The organism is Burkholderia lata (genome assembly GCF_000012945.1).
GTDB classification, from domain to species: domain Bacteria; phylum Pseudomonadota; class Gammaproteobacteria; order Burkholderiales; family Burkholderiaceae; genus Burkholderia; species Burkholderia lata.
In genome coordinates this window covers 641,496-659,896 of the sequence record NC_007511.1, presented here as the reverse complement: position 1 = coordinate 659,896, position 18,401 = coordinate 641,496, and the positions used below count along the sequence as shown (strand labels likewise).

General features: G+C 65.4%; 15 protein-coding genes. 4 read left to right on the top strand and 11 right to left on the bottom strand.

The genetic code is table 11. The features are described from left to right. Positions 1-24: 24 nt before the first annotated feature. Positions 25-1,560 carry a choline-sulfatase gene (gene betC / locus BCEP18194_RS25730; RefSeq protein WP_011354195.1) on the bottom strand — a complete coding sequence of 512 codons (1,536 nt, stop codon included), beginning with the start codon at positions 1,558-1,560 and terminating at the stop codon, positions 25-27. A gap of 263 nt (positions 1,561-1,823) precedes the next feature. On the opposite strand from betC, the gene BCEP18194_RS25725 reads away from it, so the two are divergent. Together BCEP18194_RS25725 and purU are read left to right on the top strand one after the other, a co-directional pair. Further along, positions 1,824-2,729, top strand: coding sequence for a choline sulfate utilization transcriptional regulator (locus BCEP18194_RS25725; protein WP_041493195.1), 906 nt, complete (start codon positions 1,824-1,826; stop codon positions 2,727-2,729). Positions 2,730-2,898: 169 nt separating this feature from the next. Next, positions 2,899-3,783, top strand: a complete 885-nt coding sequence (purU, locus tag BCEP18194_RS25720; protein WP_011354193.1) for a formyltetrahydrofolate deformylase — start codon at positions 2,899-2,901, stop codon at positions 3,781-3,783. A gap of 27 nt (positions 3,784-3,810) precedes the next feature. Here the strand turns inward: purU and BCEP18194_RS25715 are convergent, their stop codons facing one another. Both BCEP18194_RS25715 and BCEP18194_RS25710 read right to left on the bottom strand, forming a co-directional pair. Beyond that, positions 3,811-4,803 (bottom strand): DMT family transporter, encoded by a 993-nt coding sequence (locus BCEP18194_RS25715; RefSeq protein WP_011354192.1) that lies wholly within the window; start codon positions 4,801-4,803, stop codon positions 3,811-3,813. Between the two features lie 170 nt (positions 4,804-4,973). Then, the gene (locus BCEP18194_RS25710) at positions 4,974-5,591 is read right to left on the bottom strand and encodes a TetR/AcrR family transcriptional regulator (RefSeq protein ID WP_011354191.1); all 618 of its coding nucleotides are present in this window, start codon (positions 5,589-5,591) and stop codon (positions 4,974-4,976) included. Here BCEP18194_RS25710 and BCEP18194_RS41330 point away from each other — a divergent pair. Together BCEP18194_RS41330 and BCEP18194_RS25705 are read left to right on the top strand one after the other, a co-directional pair. Next, positions 5,590-5,919, top strand: coding sequence for a hypothetical protein (locus tag BCEP18194_RS41330; RefSeq protein ID WP_157687236.1), 330 nt, complete (start codon positions 5,590-5,592; stop codon positions 5,917-5,919). The two genes, BCEP18194_RS25710 and BCEP18194_RS41330, sit on opposite strands and share 2 nt — an antisense overlap. 36 nt (positions 5,920-5,955) lie before the next feature. Beyond that, complete coding sequence (locus BCEP18194_RS25705) at positions 5,956-6,993, top strand: SEL1-like repeat protein (RefSeq protein ID WP_011354190.1); 1,038 nt, start codon at positions 5,956-5,958, stop codon at positions 6,991-6,993. Positions 6,994-7,110: 117 nt separating this feature from the next. Here BCEP18194_RS25705 and BCEP18194_RS25700 read toward each other — a convergent pair whose 3' ends face one another. From BCEP18194_RS25700 to BCEP18194_RS25665, 8 genes are all read right to left on the bottom strand, one after another. Next, the gene (locus BCEP18194_RS25700) at positions 7,111-8,766 is read right to left on the bottom strand and encodes an APC family permease (RefSeq protein ID WP_011354189.1); all 1,656 of its coding nucleotides are present in this window, start codon (positions 8,764-8,766) and stop codon (positions 7,111-7,113) included. Between the two features lie 179 nt (positions 8,767-8,945). Next, on the bottom strand, positions 8,946-9,809 hold the full coding sequence (locus tag BCEP18194_RS25695) for a glycine betaine ABC transporter substrate-binding protein (RefSeq protein WP_011354188.1): 864 nt from the start codon (positions 9,807-9,809) through the stop codon (positions 8,946-8,948). Between the two features lie 133 nt (positions 9,810-9,942). Then, the gene (locus BCEP18194_RS25690) at positions 9,943-11,091 is read right to left on the bottom strand and encodes a hybrid-cluster NAD(P)-dependent oxidoreductase (RefSeq protein ID WP_011354187.1); all 1,149 of its coding nucleotides are present in this window, start codon (positions 11,089-11,091) and stop codon (positions 9,943-9,945) included. Positions 11,092-11,119: 28 nt separating this feature from the next. Then, positions 11,120-12,361, bottom strand: coding sequence for an aromatic ring-hydroxylating oxygenase subunit alpha (locus BCEP18194_RS25685; protein WP_011354186.1), 1,242 nt, complete (start codon positions 12,359-12,361; stop codon positions 11,120-11,122). A gap of 52 nt (positions 12,362-12,413) precedes the next feature. Next, positions 12,414-13,199 carry an electron transfer flavoprotein subunit beta/FixA family protein gene (locus BCEP18194_RS25680; RefSeq protein WP_011354185.1) on the bottom strand — a complete coding sequence of 262 codons (786 nt, stop codon included), beginning with the start codon at positions 13,197-13,199 and terminating at the stop codon, positions 12,414-12,416. Continuing rightward, on the bottom strand, positions 13,196-14,365 hold the full coding sequence (locus BCEP18194_RS25675; protein WP_011354184.1) for an electron transfer flavoprotein subunit alpha/FixB family protein: 1,170 nt from the start codon (positions 14,363-14,365) through the stop codon (positions 13,196-13,198). Before BCEP18194_RS25675 ends, BCEP18194_RS25680 begins: the two co-directional genes overlap by 4 nt. A 4-nt stretch (positions 14,366-14,369) precedes the next feature. Next, a complete protein-coding gene (locus BCEP18194_RS25670) occupies positions 14,370-16,295 on the bottom strand; it encodes a (Fe-S)-binding protein (protein ID WP_011354183.1) in 1,926 nt (641 codons plus the stop codon). A gap of 3 nt (positions 16,296-16,298) precedes the next feature. Continuing rightward, complete coding sequence (locus BCEP18194_RS25665) at positions 16,299-18,362, bottom strand: NADH:flavin oxidoreductase (RefSeq protein ID WP_011354182.1); 2,064 nt, start codon at positions 18,360-18,362, stop codon at positions 16,299-16,301. Positions 18,363-18,401 lie beyond the last annotated feature (39 nt).

Below are 18,401 nucleotides of genomic sequence, written 5' to 3'. Positions count from 1 at the left end.
GTCATTGATCGCGATGCGGGACGCTCAGCGCCCGACGCGCGGAAAACGCGCCATCGCCTCGAGCGTGTCGAGTTCGATGTGATTGCGCATGTAGCGCTGGCTCGCGTCGGTGAACGGCTGCCAGTCCCACGCCTGGATGCGGCCCTGCGTCGTCGCCGCGTAATGGAAGCGCCGGCGCCGCTGGCTCGCGCGCACCTGCCGGTCCAGCTCGGGCAGGTTCCAGCGCTGCGCGGCTTGCGCGCGGAACGTAGCGAGCACGTCGGCCGCTTCCGGCGTGTCGGCGAGGTTCGTGAGCTCGCGCGGGTCGTCGGAGAGGTTGTAGAGCTGGTCGGGATCGGCCGGGCAATGGACGTACTTCCAGTCGCCGCGGCGGATCATCACGACCGGTGCAACTGCGCCTTCCGCAAGGTATTCGCCGAGCGCGACGTCGTGCGCCGGCGTGCCGTGCAGGTGCGGCACGAGACTCGCGCCATCGACCGGGTCAGGCCAGCCGCCGGCCGGTGCGGCGCCGGCGAGATCGACGAGCGTCGGCAGCAGGTCGACGTGCGACACAGGCCCGCGCACACGCGCGGCATCGAAGCGGCCCGGCGCATGCACGATCAGCGGCACGCGGCAGCCGCCTTCGAAGAACGTCATCTTGTACCAGAGCCCGCGCTCCCCGAGCATGTCGCCGTGGTCGGACGTGACGATCACGATCGTATCGTCGGCGAATCCGCACTGTTCGAGCGCGCCCAGCACGCTGCCGAACTGCGCGTCGACGTAGGACGTCGCACCGTAGTAGGCACGGCGCGCGGCGCGAATCTGCGCGTCGGTGGGCGGCGTGCGGTCGTTTTCGCAGACGAAGCGCAGCCGCTGCGAATGCGGGTCGCTTTCCGCCGCATCGAGGTGCACGGCCGGCATGTCGATCTCGTCGTCGCTGTATTGATCCCAGTATTCGCGCGTGATCGCATACGGGTCGTGCGGATGAGTCAGCGACACGACCATGCAGAACGGCCGCGCATCGTGCCCGGCCGCACGCTCGCGCGCGACGTCGTACAGCTTCTGCTTCGCGGCAAACGTGACTTCGTCGTCGAAGTCGAGCTGGTTCGTGCGCACGCACGGGCCGGCCTCCAGCACCGAACTCATGTTGTGATACCAGCTCGGCCGCTCGGTCGGGCTGTCCCAGTCGGGCACCCAGCCGAAATCGGCCGGATAGATGTCGGTCGTCAGCCGCTCCTCGAAGCCGTGCAACTGGTCGGGCCCGCAGAAATGCATCTTGCCGGACAGCATCGTCCGGTAGCCGCCCGCGCGCAGGTAGTGTGCGAACGTCAATGTTTGCGCCGGCAATTCGGCGGCGTTATCGTAGGCGCCGATCCCCGACGGCAGCTTGCCGGTCAGCAGCGAGAAACGCGACGGCGCGCACAGCGGGCTCGCGCAGTATGCGGCGTCGAATACGACGCCTTGCGCGGCGAGACGGTCCAGCGTCGGCGTGCGCGCGACGCGATTGCCATAGGCCGGCAGCGCGAACGGCGTGAGCTGGTCGGCCATCAGGATCAGGATGTTGGGTGTCGGGTTCGTCATCGGCTGTCGTGGGGAAAACGGTGTTCGAATGGAACGGCGCGCCGCTTGCGCGGCGAGACGTCCGGCATGACGGAAGCGGCTCGACGAAAGTGCCGCGCGGGCGGGCTGCGCTGGCTAGAATCGCGGAATACGTTGCGCAGCGGCCGTGACGAAGGCTTTGAAGCGGGCCGAGAAGCGCAGGTATCGCACCGTCCGAAGCACTATCGCCCGCCCGAATTCGCGCGGGTAGGCGTCCGGCCCTTATGGGGCCATTAGAGAGGCTTATGTCGAAATCCGAACCGTTACCGTCGATGCAGGCGCTGCGCGCGTTCGAATCGGCCGCCCGGCTCGCGAGCTTCACGGCCGCCGCGCGCGAGCTCGGCTCCACCCAGCCGGCCGTGAGCCAGCAGGTGTTCCAGCTCGAGGCCGAACTGGGCGTGCCGCTGTTCGAGCGCAGCCCGCGCGGCGTCACGCTGACGGCCGATGGCCAGTGCCTGTACGAAGCCGTGCGGCTGAGCCTCGACACGCTGCGCGGCGCAACCGCGACGCTGCGTGCGCGCCGCGAGCACGGCGCGCTCACGATCGTCACCGACTTCGGCTTCGCGACCTACTGGCTGATGCCGCGCCTGGCCGGGCTGAAGCGCGTGATGCCGGACGTCGACGTGCGCGTCGTCACGTCACAGGATTACGACGCGCAGCGCGACCACGGCGACATCGCAATCCTGTTCGGCGACGGCCACTGGCCATCGTGCACCGCCGCACGGCTCTTTCCGGAATCGGTCACGCCCGTGTGCTCGCCCGCGTTCCGCGACGCTCATCCGCACGTCGCGCGGGCTGAGCACCTGCTCGCCATGCCGCTGCTGCACGTGCAGCCGACGCGCCCCGAGCGCTGGCTGTCGTGGTCCGGCTGGTTCGACGCGCATGGCCTCGATACGGCGGCCGCCGCGCGCGGCGTGACCTTCAACAGCTACGCGCTCGTGATCCATGCGGCGCTGCTCGGCGAAGGCGTCGCGCTCGGCTGGTCGCCGCTCGTCGACGAACTCGTCGCGTCCGGGCAGCTCGTGAAGCTCGTCGACGCGCCGGTCGTCACGTCGCGCGGCTACTTCCTGGTGCGGCCGCCGCAGCGGCCCGAGCCGGACGCGACCCACGTGTTCCGGCGCTGGCTGCTCGACGCCTGCGCGAGCGCGTGACGGGCCCTGCCCGCCCCCGCGCGCTGGCGCACCGATACCAGCCACACGGCGCGTTGGTTCTATCCGCCCCAAAATCGTCCTGATTTACTTGAGCCTCCCGCTACCCGCGCGGCGCGGCGCTTTCGTGCGCCGCCGCACGGCCGTGCGCCCATGCCATCCGAGGAGTCTCATGACCGCCGAGCACCGCCCCGATCAATTCGTCCTGACACTGTCGTGCCCGAGCGCGGCCGGCCAGGTCGCCGCCGTCGTCGGCTTTCTCGATCGCCATCGCTGCTATGTCGATGCGCTGAACGTGTTCGACGACGATCTCAGCAATCGCTTCTTCGTGCGCTGCGTCTTTCATCCGACGGATGAAACGCTGCAGATCGATGCACTGCGCCACGAATTCGCGCCGATCGCGGCCAGCCTCGGCGGCGAGCAGGGTGACATGCAGTGGGCCATCCACGACGTGAACGCACGGCCGAAGGTGCTGATCATGGTGTCGAAGCTCGAGCACTGCCTCGCGGACCTGCTGTTCCGCTGGCGGATGGGCGAGCTGAAGATGGACATCGTCGGCATCGTGTCGAACCATCCCGACTTCGAGCCGCTCGCCGCGCAGCACGGGCTGCCGTTCCGTCACTTCCCGATCACGGCCGATACGAAGGCACAGCAGGAAGCGCAGTGGCTCGACTTCTTCGAATCGAGCGGTGCCGAGCTCGTGATCCTCGCGCGCTACATGCAGGTGCTGTCGCAGGAGACGAGCGCGAAGCTCGCGAACCGCGCGATCAACATCCATCATTCGTTCCTGCCCGGCTTCAAGGGCGCGAAGCCGTATCACCAGGCCCATGCGCGCGGCGTGAAGCTGATCGGTGCGACCGCGCACTTCGTCACCGACGATCTCGACGAAGGCCCGATCATCGAGCAGGTCGTCGAGCGCGTCGATCATGCGCTGCGCCCCGAGCAGCTGCTCGCGGTGGGGCGTGATGTCGAATCGCTCACGCTCGCGCGCGCCGTGAAGGCATTCATCGAGCGGCGTGTGTTCCTGAACGGCGATCGGACGGTGGTGTTTTCGTAAGCGTGCGGCGGGCGGCCCGACCGCCCATCACGCGGAAGCCGACGGCACGCGCGCGGGCGCCGTGTCGATTCGGCGCGCCCTGCGCCGCAGGTACAGGTTGTTCAGGATCAGCGCTGTGCCCGTCAAGGCGGCGCCTGCGATCTGCGCATGATTGGGCACCAGCCCCGTGAACGCGGAGACGATGAAGGCGGTGATCGGCACGATGTCCATGAACAGCGTGCCGTTCATCGGCCCGAGCATCCGGTTGCCCGTCATCCACAGCAGGATCGCGCCGAAGCCGGCCACCGGCCCCATGTACACGAGATGCGGCAGCACCGCGTGCACGGCGGCCAGTGACGGCGCCGCGATCCGGTGCGTGACGATCAGCACCAGGTTGACCGCGACGATCGTGGTCAGCCCGAGCCAGGTCGTGAAGGTCGTGTATTTCAATGCGGACCAGCGGGTGAAACGCGCCGCGCCGAACGTATAGACGACCCAGCACAACGCACCGACGATGATCAGCGCATTGGCCGCATAGTGCTGCGGCTCGTGCAGTGCGCCGATCAGGTCGCCGCGCGTGATCACGAGAGCCACGCCGGTAAAGGACAGCACGACGAACAGCACCGACACCGGTGCGGGCGCGACGCGCCGCACCAGTGCGTTGAGCAGGAGCCCCATCATCGGTTGCGTCGCCATCATGATCGACGCGGTCAGCGCGCCTTCGTCGCCGGCCAGTTGCTGGCCCAGGAACACGAACGATCCGAATCCACAAAAACCGATCGACCCGAGCAGCCAAGCAAGCGCCACCGGCTCGCCGGCGGAACTGAACGCACCGGGCCCTTCGACGATCCGCAGCAGTGCGATGAAGCCCGCGCCGGCGATCAGATAGCGCAGCGACGTGAACGTGAAGGGATCGATGGTCCGCAACGCATCGGTCATCACCGGAAACATCACGCCCATCAGGATCGTCGCGGCCACACATGCCGCGACGCCTTTCCCGTACGCGTTCGCGCCGGGCATTGCGAGTGTTGCGTTATTCATGACTGATCATTCCCAAATTAATTGAAAAATGATGCCGGTGCGGCTGCGCGCAGCGGCAGTGTCGTATCACCACTTCCCTATGGTTCCGACGTGTCCTTCACGATCTCGATGCAGGCATCCTGCAATACCCCACATTTGAAACCGATCATTCTCAAAATGACCAAAAAAAATCAGGTCAGCGCCCGCATCGCGATATCGACGATCGATGCCAGCTCCGCCTCCGACGCACTCGACTTGCCCAGCACCCGCATGCCCTGGATCAGGCACAGCAGGAACCGGCCCACCTCTTCCGGATCGAGATTGCGGTCGAAATCGCCCGACTGCTGGCCGCGTGCAATGACCAGGCTGAATTGCGTGCCGATGCGCAGCAGCGTCGATTCGATGTATGGGCGCAGTGTGTCGTCGCCAGGCAGGAGTTCGACGGCCGAATTCGTGATGAAGCAGCCGCGCCGCTCCGACAGCCGCACACCGATTTCCGTGTAGTACAGGAGTGCCTCCCGGAGGGCCTGCCGCGGCGGCAAATCCGCCGCGAGCCGCTCCTTGAGCCGGGCGATCGCGCCTTCCGCATAGCGGTCGAACGCAGCGACCAGCAGCCCGTGCTTGTCACCGAACGTGCGGTACAGGCTGCCGCGGAAAACGCCGGTTGCCTCGCACAGCGCGTCGATCGACGTTGCGTGATATCCCTGCTCCCAGAACACGCGTGCAGCCGCGTCGATCACTTCGTCAGTGTCGAATTCGCGTGGACGCCCCCTGTCGCGGGCGCCGGAAGATGTCGAGGTCGGGCTCATGGATGCCGATATTAGAACCGATCGTTCTCAAAATCAAGCTGGAGTATCGAAAAGGAGAAAGCGCTACGCATACGCGATCACTCTCCAAAACCGCAAACACACATTCCTTCAATTCACCAACGGAAGGGAGGCACGAGAACGAAAACTCCTCGCCAACCATTGGCTCGACAGTGGTGGCGCCCAACTCTCCCCCGGACAACTTCATGCCAAACTGATGACGGTCGACGATTACACGAGGTACTTCAAGGCGTGGAGTGCGCTCCTGGACTTCAAGAAGGCGTTGAATAACACAGGAATGAAACCTGTCGCCTCGCTCGTCATATTCTAGAGAACCGCTGATAACCGTACTTACGACGATTGACCGATGAACAGACTCGTCCTGTGCATTTCATTCGCCCTTCTCATGGGTGCGTGTACGAAAAAGGAAAACCCGGCGCCTCAGTCGACTACGCTTCCCGACCTCAACAGCGTGCACACCGATCTCGCATTTACCTGCGCACACGAAGCCGACCATCTCCCTTCACTCGATCCCAAGGCAGACAGGTTGTTTCAGTACGCTCGATACCTGCAGAAGCGGATCGGGCCGAAAGACTTCGACGATATCGCTCGCTACTATCGGATATCCGCCGCGTATGGACACTACAAGGCGAACGACAACGCTCAACTCCTGATTTCGCAAGGACTGGCCCATTCTCCCGACCCGGCGAAAGAAGCGGTTGATCTCGCCTCACAACTGGTCGAGCAAGGCATACCTGCCGGCTATTACGACATCGGCCACTATCTCGAGACCGGATACGGCCTGAAGCAAGACGACGAGATGTCGTTGCGTTACTTTCGAAAAGCCGCCGATCTGGGCAACTCCGATGCGCAGTACTACATCGGGGAGCTACTCGCCCCGCGAGACAATGCACCGGCCATTGCAAAGCAGATGCGGGAGTGCGCTACGGCTCAAGGTAATGGCAAAGCAGCCAACATGCTTGGCGCGGACTTGATGACCGACGGCTTTTATCAGGAAGCACTCAAGGTCTTCCAGAAGGGCGCCGAGTCGGGAGACACGCAAAGTGCGTTCATGCTCGAACATGCGTTCCAAGGACCACCTAAATCCGAGGTCCTGTATTACCTGGCCCTGCCCAATGATGTCGAACGCACACGACGCTATGAATTGATCGGCAAATTTATCGACGGCAACGACGGCCGCAACCCGAAGGTTCCCGATATCAACAAGATCGTCCCTCTACCGCCGGCCAAACTTCCGCCCTGGGACGGCACCTTCCAATGGCAGAAGGAGCAGGATGCCGCCACGCCTCCGCAAAAGCCTTCCGACGAGACGATCAACGATATGGCGAAAGCGAAGCATCTCGATCCGGCAACGGGGCTGCCGCTCGCCGGCGCTCAGGGCTAAGCCTCGGAGGCGCCGGGCAACAATCGTGCGTCGCATGTAGCGCGCTTTGCGCCTCCCGTGCCAGACCCGTGTGCGGTTTCCGCGTCCGGCCCGAGAGTCGCCTTGCGCACTACACGTTCATTTCACCCAAGCAAAGTAATACGACAACCAGATCGTCAGCCCCGCGCCAACCAGCGCAACGTAAGGCATCAGGTTCAGCCACATCGCGCGCTTCGGCACTTCGAGTTCCATGTCGCGCTGCATCTGCGCGGGGAAACGGCCCCGATCCTGCCAGTAGTGGCGGAACAGGAACACCGGCACGATCAGCAGCATCGCGATCAGCCCGTTACGCAGCGTGCCGTCGCCCTGCAGGTTCGCACCTGCACCGACATACACCAGGTTCGCGTAGCCGCAGATGGAACCGCCGACGAGCAGCCACGTCGGGCAGCGGAACGGCCGATCCCAGTTGCCGCGATCCATCCGGTGGATCCAGCCCGACTGAAGATTCAGGAATACGAACAGCATGTAGCAGACGTTCGAGATCGACAGCACCGTCATGTAATCCGACATCATCAGCAACACGAGGTTGAAGCCGAGATCGGTCCACATCGCGCGCGTGGGCGAGCCGTGCTCGTTCACGTGCGACAGGTACTTGGGCAGCCAGCCGTCGACCGATGCCTGATACAGCGTGCGCGACGAGCCCATCATCGACGTCATCACGATCAGCAGGATCGACAGCATCAGCATCACGACGACCGCATTTGCGACCCATGCGCCGCCGCCGACGATCTTCGCCATCGCAGCTGCAACGCCGGTACCGTCGCCGATCGACGGATCGAGCATCGCCTGCGTGCCGAGCGCGCCCTGGAACGCCAACGGCACGAGCGTCATCACGACGAGACACAGTGCGCCCGACCAGAAGATCGCCTTGGCGGTATCGCGACGCGGATCGCGGAATTCACGCGTGTAGCAGACAGCCGTCTCGAAGCCGTACGACGCCCAGCCGGCCATGAACATCGCGCCGAGCGCCATCGTGACGCCCTGCCCGTTCCACGAGCCGAACGTCGCGGCCGTGAGATTGCCGTGCGCGTCGTGACCGAGCGGCAGCAGCGGGAGCAGGTTCGACATCGGCACGTCGCCCGTGATGAACGGCACGATGCCGACGATCAACAGCGGCGTGAGCGACGCGATGCCGAGAATGCGCTGCGTACGCGCAGCCTTCGATGCACCGCTGTGCTGAAGCTTGAACGTAATGAGAAGCAGGATCGTCGCGATGATGAACGTCGCATTGATCCGCAGGGACAGACCCGGCTTGATGAACCCGAGATCCGCAACCTTGAGCTGCCAGTGCAGCACCGCCGCGTCGGCGGGAAAGAGACTCGTGAGCGCATAGCTCGCCGCAAGGCCGCAGCCGAGCGCGAGCATCGGCGACCACGCGAGCCAGTTGCACCACACGGAAACCGGGGCGATCAGCTTGCTGTAACGGACCCAGCCGATCGCGCCGTACACGGACGCGCCGCCCGATTTATGGGGAAATAGCCCCGATATTTCCGCATAAGTCGCGCTTTGAACCAGCCCCATCGTGATCGCGGCGATCCAGATCGCCCACGCGGGCTGGCCGATCGTCGCGCATACGCCGCCGATCGTGAACAGCACGCCAGCCGGCACGCCGCTCGTCACCCAAAAAGCGTCTTTCCAAGTCAGGCCACGATGCAGCGTGTGGCCCGTCGAATCATGTGAGATGGTTGCCTCAACATCACTGGTGCGGTTCGCACGCAGTCCTGCCTGACTCATCCAATTCCTCCTGTGATGACTCCGCACAAGGGCGCTAGTGTAACAACTTACGCACTTTTTTGCAGAATCAAAAAAATAATTCCGGGATAAAGCCGTGTCGCAGTACGATTATTTCGCATTACTACCGACCCTTCCCGGACTGTCTCTTTATCTATTTATCGAGGCGATTCATCGCCGGCTTACTGCGCGCCTTCCGTCCACGCATTCACGCGATCCGCGTGCGCGGCGATCCACGCATCGGCGGCCGCATCGGGCTTCGAGCCGTTCTGGATCGCCAGCATCACGCTGTCGATTTCACCCGGCTTCCACTGGAATTTCTTCAGGAAGGCGACCACCGGCTTCGCCTTCGTTTCGAGCCCCGGATTCACGACGCTGTCGACATGTTCCGCGCCGCCGAACACCTTCTTCGGATCCTCGAGGAAGCGCAGCTTCCACTTCGCGAACATCCAGTGCGGCGCCCAGCCGGTCACGATCACCGGCTTGTTCGAACCGACGGAGCGCGCCAGCTCGGCCGTCATCGCACCGCCCGAACTCGGCATCAGCGTGTAGTTCAGGCCGTAGCTCTTGATCGCATCGTCGGTCTTGCGCATCACCCCCGCGCCCGCGTCGATGCCGACGATGCGGCCGCTGAAGTCACTCTTTTCCGCGTTCAGATCGTCGATGCTCTTCGCCTTCACGTAATCGGGGACGATCAGGCCGATCTTCGCGTCGGGAAAGTTCGCGCCGAGATCGACGACCTTCGTCTTGTATTCACCCCAGTACGAGCCGTGCGTGACCGGCAGCCATGCCGACAGCGTGGCGTCGAGATCGCCGCGCGCAACACCTTGCCACATGATCCCGGCGGCGACAGGCACAAGCTGAACCTGGTAACCGAGCTTCTTCTCGATCACGCGCGCTGCGACGTTCGACGTCGCCACGCTGTCGTCCCAGCCTTCGACGTAGCCGATCTTCAACGTGGGCTTCGTATCGGCGAGTGCCGACGCGCTCAGCGCCACCATTGCCGACAGTGCGCCGGTCCACAGCAGTTTTCCGAACAGCTTCATGGTCGATCTCCTTGATGTGCGCCTGCGCGCGTTGTCTCTCTAGGTTCTTCAACCACAAATCCGCGGTATCGTTGTTTTCCGACGGATGCTTGTCCGGGCGCGACGCGTCCGGACCGCCGATGGCGTGTTGCGACTACTTGTCGATCACGAGATCCGACAGCGGCTTGCTGCAGCACAGCAGCACCATCCCCTGATCGATCTCGCGCTGGCGGATACCGCCGTTGTGCTTCATTTCCACCTGCCCCGACACGAGCTTCACCTTGCAGGTGCCGCACATGCCCTGCGTGCACGAGGCCGGCAGCCGCACGCCCGACTGGCGCGCCGCATCCAGCACGTGCTGCTCCGAGCCGCACGAAATCTCGCGATTGCTCTTTGCAAAGCTGACCGTGTACTGCTTCGTGTCGGTGTCGGCGCCTTCGGCCGGCGGGGCGAGATCGGCGAGCAGCTCGTCGCTTGCGGTTTGCGCGAGCGTCTCGAACGAGAAGCTCTCCTCGTGATACTGCTTGCGCTCGAAGCCGGCTTCGTCGAGCAGGTCGCGCACGGCCTTCATGTACGGCGCGGGGCCGCACGTGAAGATTTCGCGCTCCATGAAATCCGGTGCGATCAGCTTCAGCAGCGGCAGCGTCAGGAAGCCCGTGACGCCCGGCCAGTTGGTGCGCGCACCGACGCGCTCGACGACGAACGACGTGCGGAAGTTTGTGTGGTTCGACGCGATCAGGTCGAGCTCGCGCGCGAAGATGATGTCGTCCGGCGTGCGCGCGCTGTGCACGAACAGGATGTCGCGATCCTCGGCGAGATCATGGTGTGCGCGGCTCATCGACATCAGCGGCGTGACGCCCGAGCCCGCCGACAGGAACAGGTACTTGCGCGCCGGATGCCGTGCGCACGTGAATTCGCCGGCCGGGCCGAGCACGCGCACCGGTGCACCCGGCTGCAGGTTGTCGTGCAGCCAGTTCGACACCTTGCCGCCCGGCACGCGCTTCACGGTGATCGACACCGTGTGCGGCCGCGCCGGCGACGACGAGATCGTGTAGCAGCGGTTGATCGTTTCGCCGTCGATGTCGAGCTCGAGCGTGAGGAACTGCCCGGGCTCGAACGAGAACGAGCGGCCCTGCGGCGAACGGAAGAAGAAACTCTTCACGTCGTGCGTTTCCTGCCGCACGTGGCAGCACACCAGCGTTTCCTCGACGTCGCTCGTCCAGCGCTCGGGAAGGCCATTCCAGAACGCCGGGCGCGTCACCCGGCTGTCCGTCGGCTCGAAGTTGGCCGCATCTCGCATCATGTCTGACTCCGCTTTACGCTGCTGGGTGCTATTCGCCGGTTTTTTCGGCGAGTCGGCCGATGTACCAGGCCGAGAATTTTTCGACGAGACCTTCCGTGAACGGCGAGTACGGGCCCGGCTCGTACGCGCTGCTGGTCGCGCCGCGCTGCGAGAATTCGACGAGCGCGCGATCCTGGTCGTTGGTCGCGTTCCAGACGGCCGTGAGGTTCTTCACGTCGTAATCGATGCCTTCCTTCGCGTCCTTGTGCACGAGCCACTTCGTGCGCACGAGCGTCTTGCCGGCCGACAGCGGGATCACCGAGAACGTCACGATGTGATCGCTCATGAAGTGATGCCACGAGTTCGGTTGCGTCCAGAACGACAGGCCGCCGAGGTCCGCCTTGTCGAAGCCGCCGAGCAGCTTCTTCGACGCGACCTTCGCATCGAGCGTCTGCGATTCGCCGTGACGATCGAGCGGCAGGCGCTGCGTGCGGAAGCCCGTCACGTCGAGCAGCTTCTCGATCTCTTCGGACGGCAGGCCCATTTCGGCCCACTCCTTCCCGCGCCGCACGCACGTTTCGGCGAATGCATCCATGCCTTCCGCGTTGGCGTCGGAACGCTGGTAGCCGAAGCCGTATTCGTACAGCGAGATGGTGAGCTCCGGATGGTTCGCGACGCAGTGATAGCACTCGCGGTTGTTCTCCATCGTGAGCTTCCAGTTGCCTTCCTCGATGATGTCGATCTGCGCGGCGATCTTCGTGTTCGGCAGATCGTGCGGCAGCAGGTACGGCTCCATCTCGGCGCGCAGCTGCGCGAAGTCGGCGGGCGGCTCGTCGGCGAGGCAGATGAAGATCAGGCCCGCGAGGTTCTCGACGTGCACCGACTTCAGGCTGTGCTTGCAGCGATCGAACTTCTCGCCCATGTGCTCGGCGAACATCAGCTGGCCCGTCAGGTTGTAGGTCCAGCTGTGGTACGGGCACACGATGTTGCCGACCGAGCCCTTATCTTCGTTGCACAGGCGCGCACCGCGGTGACGGCACACGTTGTGGAACGCGCGGATCGCCATGTCGTCGTCGCGCACGATCAGGATCGAATCGTTCCCCAGTTCCACGGTCACGTAGTCGCCCGGCTCCGGAATGTCCGGTTCGATCGCCACCTGGATCCAGTGCTGGCGGAAAATCGCCTCCATGTCGAGCGCGAAGATGTCCTCGCTCGTGTAGAACGGTGCGTCGAGGCTGTGCCCTTCCTTGCGCCGCTCGATCAATGCACGAATGTCTGCCGATACTTTCATCGTTTGCTCCGGATTCCTTGCATCCCTGGGTTCTTGCCGACAGGCATCAAAATCAGTAGTCGATGAGCTGATGCTCGCGCAAATACGCGAGGATCACTTGTGCTTTTTCGACCGAACTCCCTTCATTTACGACGTTGCCGCCACGGCTTTCGGTCGTCGTCGCGGACAGCATCCGGGCATGCCCGGAGCGCTTCTCGGCGGCGACCAGTTTTACGGGTTTACGCTCGATCGGACCGACCGTCCAAGCGGCCGCATCGGCATCCGCGCCGGGCGCCGCGAGCGCGGGCCGGATCGCGCCGGCACGCAGCCGCGCATACGCGTAGCGCGGCTCGGCATTGGCGAGCGGATGGACGGCGACGACGGCCGGCAGCGCCGCATCGACGCGCCGTCGCAGCCCCTTCGGCAAAAATTGCCGGACGGCCACGCGACCGCCTTCGACCGTCACGTCGACGGCCGAGCCGACCAGCGGATAGCCGAGCGTCGCGGCGATGCGATACGGCAGCATGCCGGTGTCGTACGCGCCCTCGGCGCGCGTCCCGGTCAGCACGAGGTCGTAGTCCTCGACGCGTGCGGCGAGCGCATGCACGGCATCGTCGCCGTCGCGGCAGGCCAGCACCTCGACCTCCCGTGCGCCGAGCGCGAGATATTCGGCCAGCGCCGCATTCGCGGGGTCGCCCGCATGGATCACGTCGAGCTTCGCGCGATGCCGTTCCGCGAGCTGGCGGCCGGTTTCGAGCGCGGCCGCGTCGTTGCGGCTGTAGCGCGCGACGCCGCTGACCGGATGGCGGCCGACGGACACGAGCACCGCAATGCGTTGCAAGGGACGGGGGGCGTTCATGCGGCAACTCCTTCCGGTTCACGGGTGCCGACCGCGGCCGGCGATTCGCCACGCGCGGCGCGCGCGGCCTGCACCTGTTCGATCAAGGCCGCGATCGTGCCCTGCGCATCGCCGACCACCGTCAGATTCGCGCGCTTCGCGATCGGCGCGCTGCCGTCGAGGTTCACCGCGATCACGTGGCGGCAGTCCTTGATCCCCTGCAGGTGCTGCACCGCGCCCGAGATGCCGAACGCGATGTACACGCTCGCCTCGACCGTCTTGCCGGTTGCACCGACCTGCTTGTCGCGCGTGAAGTGACCGTTGTCGACCGCGACGCGGCTCGCGCCGATCGCCGCGCCGAACGCACCGGCCAGCCGCTCGAACGCGCCGATGTCGGACACGCCGTTGCCGGCCGATACGATGAAATCGGCTTCCTCGAGCGCGACCTGGGCCGCGTCGATTTCGTCGAGGCCGAGATCGCGGTACGGTTGCGCGGCGTCGTGCGCCGGGCGGATGAAGTCGGCGGCCAGACGTTCGCCCGCTCCGACGAACGGCAGCTTCGCGTCGACCGCGTTCTGCGCGAGCAGGATCACGTCGGGCAGCGCGCGGGTGGCAAACGCGCGCCCGGCCTGCGCATACGCGCCAACATGTCTGGCGTCGAGCTCGACGACGTGCGTCGCGACGCTCGCACCGGCGGCCGCGGCATAACGCCGGCCGAGATCGCCGTCGCCCGTCGCGTTGTCGGGCACGAACACGTGTTTCGGCGCGAGTGCCGCCACGCAGGCCTGCAGCGCTTGCAGTTCGCTTTCAGGGTCGAACGCACGGCGATCGAAACCGGCGAGTTCCAGCAGCTTGTCGACGCCCAGTTCGGCCACGTCGTCCTTCAGTTCGCCGAACGCGAGCAGTGCGACTTCGGTCTGCGCATCGGCAAGCAGCGCGGCGGCAGCGATTGCCTGCCGCGAATGATCGTCGAGCGCGCCACGTTCGCTGTGCGCGACCACCAGCATCACGTGCTTCGGATCCTGCACCGCGCGGCGCGGCTTCGCAGCCGCTGCGCCATGACCGTGCGCGGACCCGTGCACGGCGTTCGCATCGGCGCTGCCTTCCTCGCCGAGCGTGATGCGCTTCAGGCCGGCGGCCGTGATGATGAACGGCCGGCGCGGATCGATTCGTTTGATCGTATTCATCGATTCACTCCAGCGAGGCGGCGACAAGTTCGGCCACGTCGAGCACGTCGGGGCGCGGGCCCACGACGCCTTCGAGCATCGCCGTGCAGTTCGGGCAGGCAACCGCGACCACGTCCGCGCCGATCGTGCGTGCGTCGGCGATGCGGATGTCGGGAATGCGCTGCTTGCCGGGGATGTCGGTCAGCGGCGCACCGCCGCCACCGCCGCAGCAGCGGCCGCGCATGCCGTTACGCTCCATCTCGACGACCTGGATGCCGATCGTCTTCAGCAGCTTGCGCGGCGCTTCCGTCTCGCCGTTGTAGCGGCCGAGGTAGCACGGGTCGTGATACGTGGTGCGCTTGTCCTGAAGCGCTTCGACGGCCTTCGGCGCGATCTTGCCGCTGTCGGCCAGTTCGGCGAGGTAGGTCGTGTGGTGCTTGACCGTCACGCGCAGCCCGAGCGCACGGTATTCGTTGCGCAGGCTGTGCATCACGTGCGGGTCGGCCGTCACGATCTGCTTGTACGACAGCGTGTCGAGCGTGCCGATCAGGCGCTTCGCCATCTGCTGGAACGTCGCTTCGTCGCCGAGCCGGCGTGCGACGTCGCCCGTATCGGTTTCGGTCGAGCCGAGCACCGCGTAGTCCACACCCGCCTTGTTCAGTACCGTGACGAACGCGCGCAGCGTGCGCTGGTAGCGCATGTCGAACGCGCCTTCACCCGCGACGAACAGCACGTCGACCGGTTTGCCGGGTTGTGCGACGGGCGCGCTCAGGTCGACCGACCAGTCGTAGCGCGCGGCCGTGTCGTAGCCGCCCATCGTGCCCGTCTCGCGCAGGTTCGCGAGCACTTCCTGGCCCTTGCCCGGCACCGTGCCGTGCACGAGCGTGCGGTTGCGGCGCATGTCGACGATCGCGTCGACGTGCTCGATCAGCATCGGGCATTCCTGCACGCATGCGCGGCAGGTCGTGCACGACCACAGCGTCTGCTCTTCGATCAGGCCCGACACGATTGGGCCGTTCGGCTCGCCGCGATGCTGGCCGACCGCGAGGCCCGGCGACGGGCTGCCCGCGTAGGCCGCATCGGTGCCGCCTGCCATCCCGACGACGAGATCCTGGATCAGCTTCTTCGGGTTCAGCGGCTGGCCCGACGCGAACGCGGGGCACGCGGCTTCGCACTTGCCGCACTGCACACATGCGTCGAAGCTCAGCAGCTGGTTCCAGCGGAATTCGACCGGCTTCTCGACGCCGTACTCCTGACGCTCGATGTCCGGCAGCTTCAGGGCGGTCGGCGGCGTGGCCGTGCCGTTGCCCGTGAACGACTCGCGAGTAGCCGCGAAGCGCTCCTGGCGCGGGTGGAAGGCCAGGTGCAGGAGACCTGCGATCGCATGCTTCATCGGGCCGCCCTTCGCGGCGCCGACCGTCATCGTGAACGCACCGACACCGATCAGCACGGCGCAGAGCACCGCGAACGCACCCGACATCGCACCGGTCGGCACCAGCATGAACAGCACGAGGCCGAGCGCGAACGAGCCGAGCAGCCAGGGCAGCGTATTCCACGGGCCGCGCGACAGGCGGGCCGGCACATCCTTCGCCGCGCGCCGGCGCCATACGAACACCGCGCCGACCAGCATCGCGAGCGCCGCGAGGAAGATCAGCTTGTCGAGCCACGGCGAGTAGATCGCGAGGCCGTAGTTGATGAACACCAGCGCGAGTGCGCCGATCGCGCCGCCGGCCGTCGCGACGTGCGTCTTCGCGATGTACGGATCACGGGCGACCACATGGTGCAGGTCGACGAAGTAGCGCTTCGGGATCGCGAACAGGTTCGCGACGCCGAACGAGCCCGGCGCGGTGGCCCGGCCCAAACGCCAGTAGGACGAGCGCTTCGCGACCGCGAACGCGAGCCCCGCCACCGACAGCCACAACAGGGCGGTAATGAGGAAGGACGGATTCATCGTTTAGAAATCCTTCACGAGACGCAGCGAGTCGTAGATCGCACCGTGGACGTTATGCATCGAGATGCAATCGCCGACACGGAACAGCAGGAAACGGCCGTTGCCGAGTTCTTCCGACAGGCACGGTTGCGGCTCGGCCGCGAACAGCGTGTGCGGATCGATCTGGCCGCGGTTCACCGATTCCGGCTTGAGCTTCCAGTACAGCTCGTCGTTCGGCGACGAACCGTTCTCGATCACCACCTGGTCGACCGCGCGCTCTTCCAGTTCTTCCGTGTACTCGTTACGCAGCACGGCGATCAGCTTGCCGTCCTCTTCATAGACGCGATCGAGCATCGTGTTCGGCGTCGGGATCACGCCGAATGCGTACAGGCGACGATAGAAGATCGGGAACGTCGTGCCGCCGCAATCGTCGGCGACCTTCACGTCGGGCGTGACGACCTCGACCTTCGAGCCGCGGCTCGCCATGAAGTCGGCCACGCCCGCGCCGGCATGCGTGCTCACGCCGTCGAACAGCAGCACGTTCTGCTTCGGCTCGACCTTGCCGGTCAGGATGTCCCACGAGCTGACGGCCAGCCCCTCGGCCACGCCCCAGCCCGGCACCTGCCACGTGAAGCTCGACCCGCCCGTCGCGAGCACGACGATGTCCGGCTTCTCGGCCATGATCATCTTCTCGTCGGCGGCCACGCCAAGACGGCGGTCGACGCCCAGGCGCTTCGTTTCCATGTCGAACCAGCGGATGATCCCCGACATCTGTTCGCGCTGCGGCGCCTTCGCGGCGATCATCACCTGGCCACCCACTTCGGCGTTCTTCTCGAACAGCACCACGTCGTGGCCGCGCAGCTTCGCAACGCGCGCCGCCTCGAGGCCCGCCGGGCCCGCGCCGACCACCACGACCTTGCGCTTCGGGCCGCGCGACTTCTCGATGATGTGCGGCATCGTCGATTCGCGCGACGTCGCCGCGTTCTGGATGCACAGCACGTCGAGGCCGTTGTACTGGCGGTCGATGCAGTAGTTCGCGCCGACGCACTGCTTGATTTCATCTTCGCGGCCGTCGCGGATCTTGATCACCATGTGCGGATCGGCGATCTGCGCGCGCGTCATGCCGACCAGGTCGATCATGCCGGTCGCGAGCAAGCGCTCGGCCTGACCCGCATCGCGGATGCTCTGTGCGTGCATCACCGGGATCTTCACGACCGACTTGATGCCAGCCGCGAGGTGCACGAACGGCTCCGGCGGCAGCGCCATCGGCGGCATGCAGTTGGCGATCGTGTTGTGCGTATCGCCGCCCGAGCCGACCACGCTCAGGTAGTCGATCAGGCCCGTCTCCGACATCGCCTGCGCGATTTCCTTCAGCGCTTCGTGATCGAGGCCGTCCTCGTGGAATTCGTCGCCGCACATGCGCAGGCCGACGCAGAAATCCTTGCCCACCGCCTCGCGCACGGCCGTCAGCACCTCGATGCCGAAGCGCAGCCGGTTCTCCAGGCTGCCGCCCCATTCGTCGGTGCGGTGGTTCGACCGCTTGCTCCAGAACTGGTCGATCAGGTGCTGGTGGGCGGCCGAGATTTCGATGCCGTCCATGCCGGCCGCCTTCACGCGCTTCGCCGCGGCGGCGAAATCGCCGATGATGCGGCGGATTTCCTCGATCTCGATGATCTTCGCGTTGCCGCGGTGCACGGGTTCGCGCACGCCCGACGGCGACATCAGGTGCGGCCAGTGCTCGCCGTGGAACGACGAGCGGCGGCCCATGTGCGTCGCCTGGATCATGATCTTCGCGCCGTGCTTGTGCATCGTGTCGGCGAGGCGCGTGAGCGGATCGATGATCTTGTCGGTCGACAGGTTCACCGATTTCCACCAGCCTTGCGGGCTGTCGATCGACACCGGGCTCGACCCGCCGCAGATCGCGAGGCCCACGCCGCCCTTCGCCTTTTCTTCGTAGTAGCGGATATAGCGGTCGCCCGGCAGGCCGCCCGGCTCGGCATACACCTCCGCATGCGCGGTGCTGACGATCCGGTTGCGCAGCGTCAGCTGGTTCAGCTGCATGGGTTTGAACAGGTGGGGATAACGCATCGCTGGCGACCTCTGGCGTTCGAATGTCTCGTGTTGCGG

What these genes read in the sequence shown, in the direction of transcription:
- betC (WP_011354195.1), bottom strand. Translation starts at nt 1,560, where the DNA reads ATGACGAACCCGACACCCAACATCCTGATCCTGATGGCCGACCAGCTC.
- BCEP18194_RS25725 (WP_041493195.1), top strand. Translation starts at nt 1,824, where the DNA reads ATGTCGAAATCCGAACCGTTACCGTCGATGCAGGCGCTGCGCGCGTTC.
- purU (WP_011354193.1), top strand. Translation starts at nt 2,899, where the DNA reads ATGACCGCCGAGCACCGCCCCGATCAATTCGTCCTGACACTGTCGTGC.
- BCEP18194_RS25715 (WP_011354192.1), bottom strand. Translation starts at nt 4,803, where the DNA reads ATGAATAACGCAACACTCGCAATGCCCGGCGCGAACGCGTACGGGAAA.
- BCEP18194_RS41330 (WP_157687236.1), top strand. Translation starts at nt 5,590, where the DNA reads ATGGATGCCGATATTAGAACCGATCGTTCTCAAAATCAAGCTGGAGTA.
- BCEP18194_RS25710 (WP_011354191.1), bottom strand. Translation starts at nt 5,591, where the DNA reads ATGAGCCCGACCTCGACATCTTCCGGCGCCCGCGACAGGGGGCGTCCA.
- BCEP18194_RS25705 (WP_011354190.1), top strand. Translation starts at nt 5,956, where the DNA reads ATGAACAGACTCGTCCTGTGCATTTCATTCGCCCTTCTCATGGGTGCG.
- BCEP18194_RS25700 (WP_011354189.1), bottom strand. Translation starts at nt 8,766, where the DNA reads ATGAGTCAGGCAGGACTGCGTGCGAACCGCACCAGTGATGTTGAGGCA.
- BCEP18194_RS25695 (WP_011354188.1), bottom strand. Translation starts at nt 9,809, where the DNA reads ATGAAGCTGTTCGGAAAACTGCTGTGGACCGGCGCACTGTCGGCAATG.
- BCEP18194_RS25690 (WP_011354187.1), bottom strand. Translation starts at nt 11,091, where the DNA reads ATGATGCGAGATGCGGCCAACTTCGAGCCGACGGACAGCCGGGTGACG.
- BCEP18194_RS25685 (WP_011354186.1), bottom strand. Translation starts at nt 12,361, where the DNA reads ATGAAAGTATCGGCAGACATTCGTGCATTGATCGAGCGGCGCAAGGAA.
- BCEP18194_RS25680 (WP_011354185.1), bottom strand. Translation starts at nt 13,199, where the DNA reads ATGAACGCCCCCCGTCCCTTGCAACGCATTGCGGTGCTCGTGTCCGTC.
- BCEP18194_RS25675 (WP_011354184.1), bottom strand. Translation starts at nt 14,365, where the DNA reads ATGAATACGATCAAACGAATCGATCCGCGCCGGCCGTTCATCATCACG.
- BCEP18194_RS25670 (WP_011354183.1), bottom strand. Translation starts at nt 16,295, where the DNA reads ATGAATCCGTCCTTCCTCATTACCGCCCTGTTGTGGCTGTCGGTGGCG.
- BCEP18194_RS25665 (WP_011354182.1), bottom strand. Translation starts at nt 18,362, where the DNA reads ATGCGTTATCCCCACCTGTTCAAACCCATGCAGCTGAACCAGCTGACG.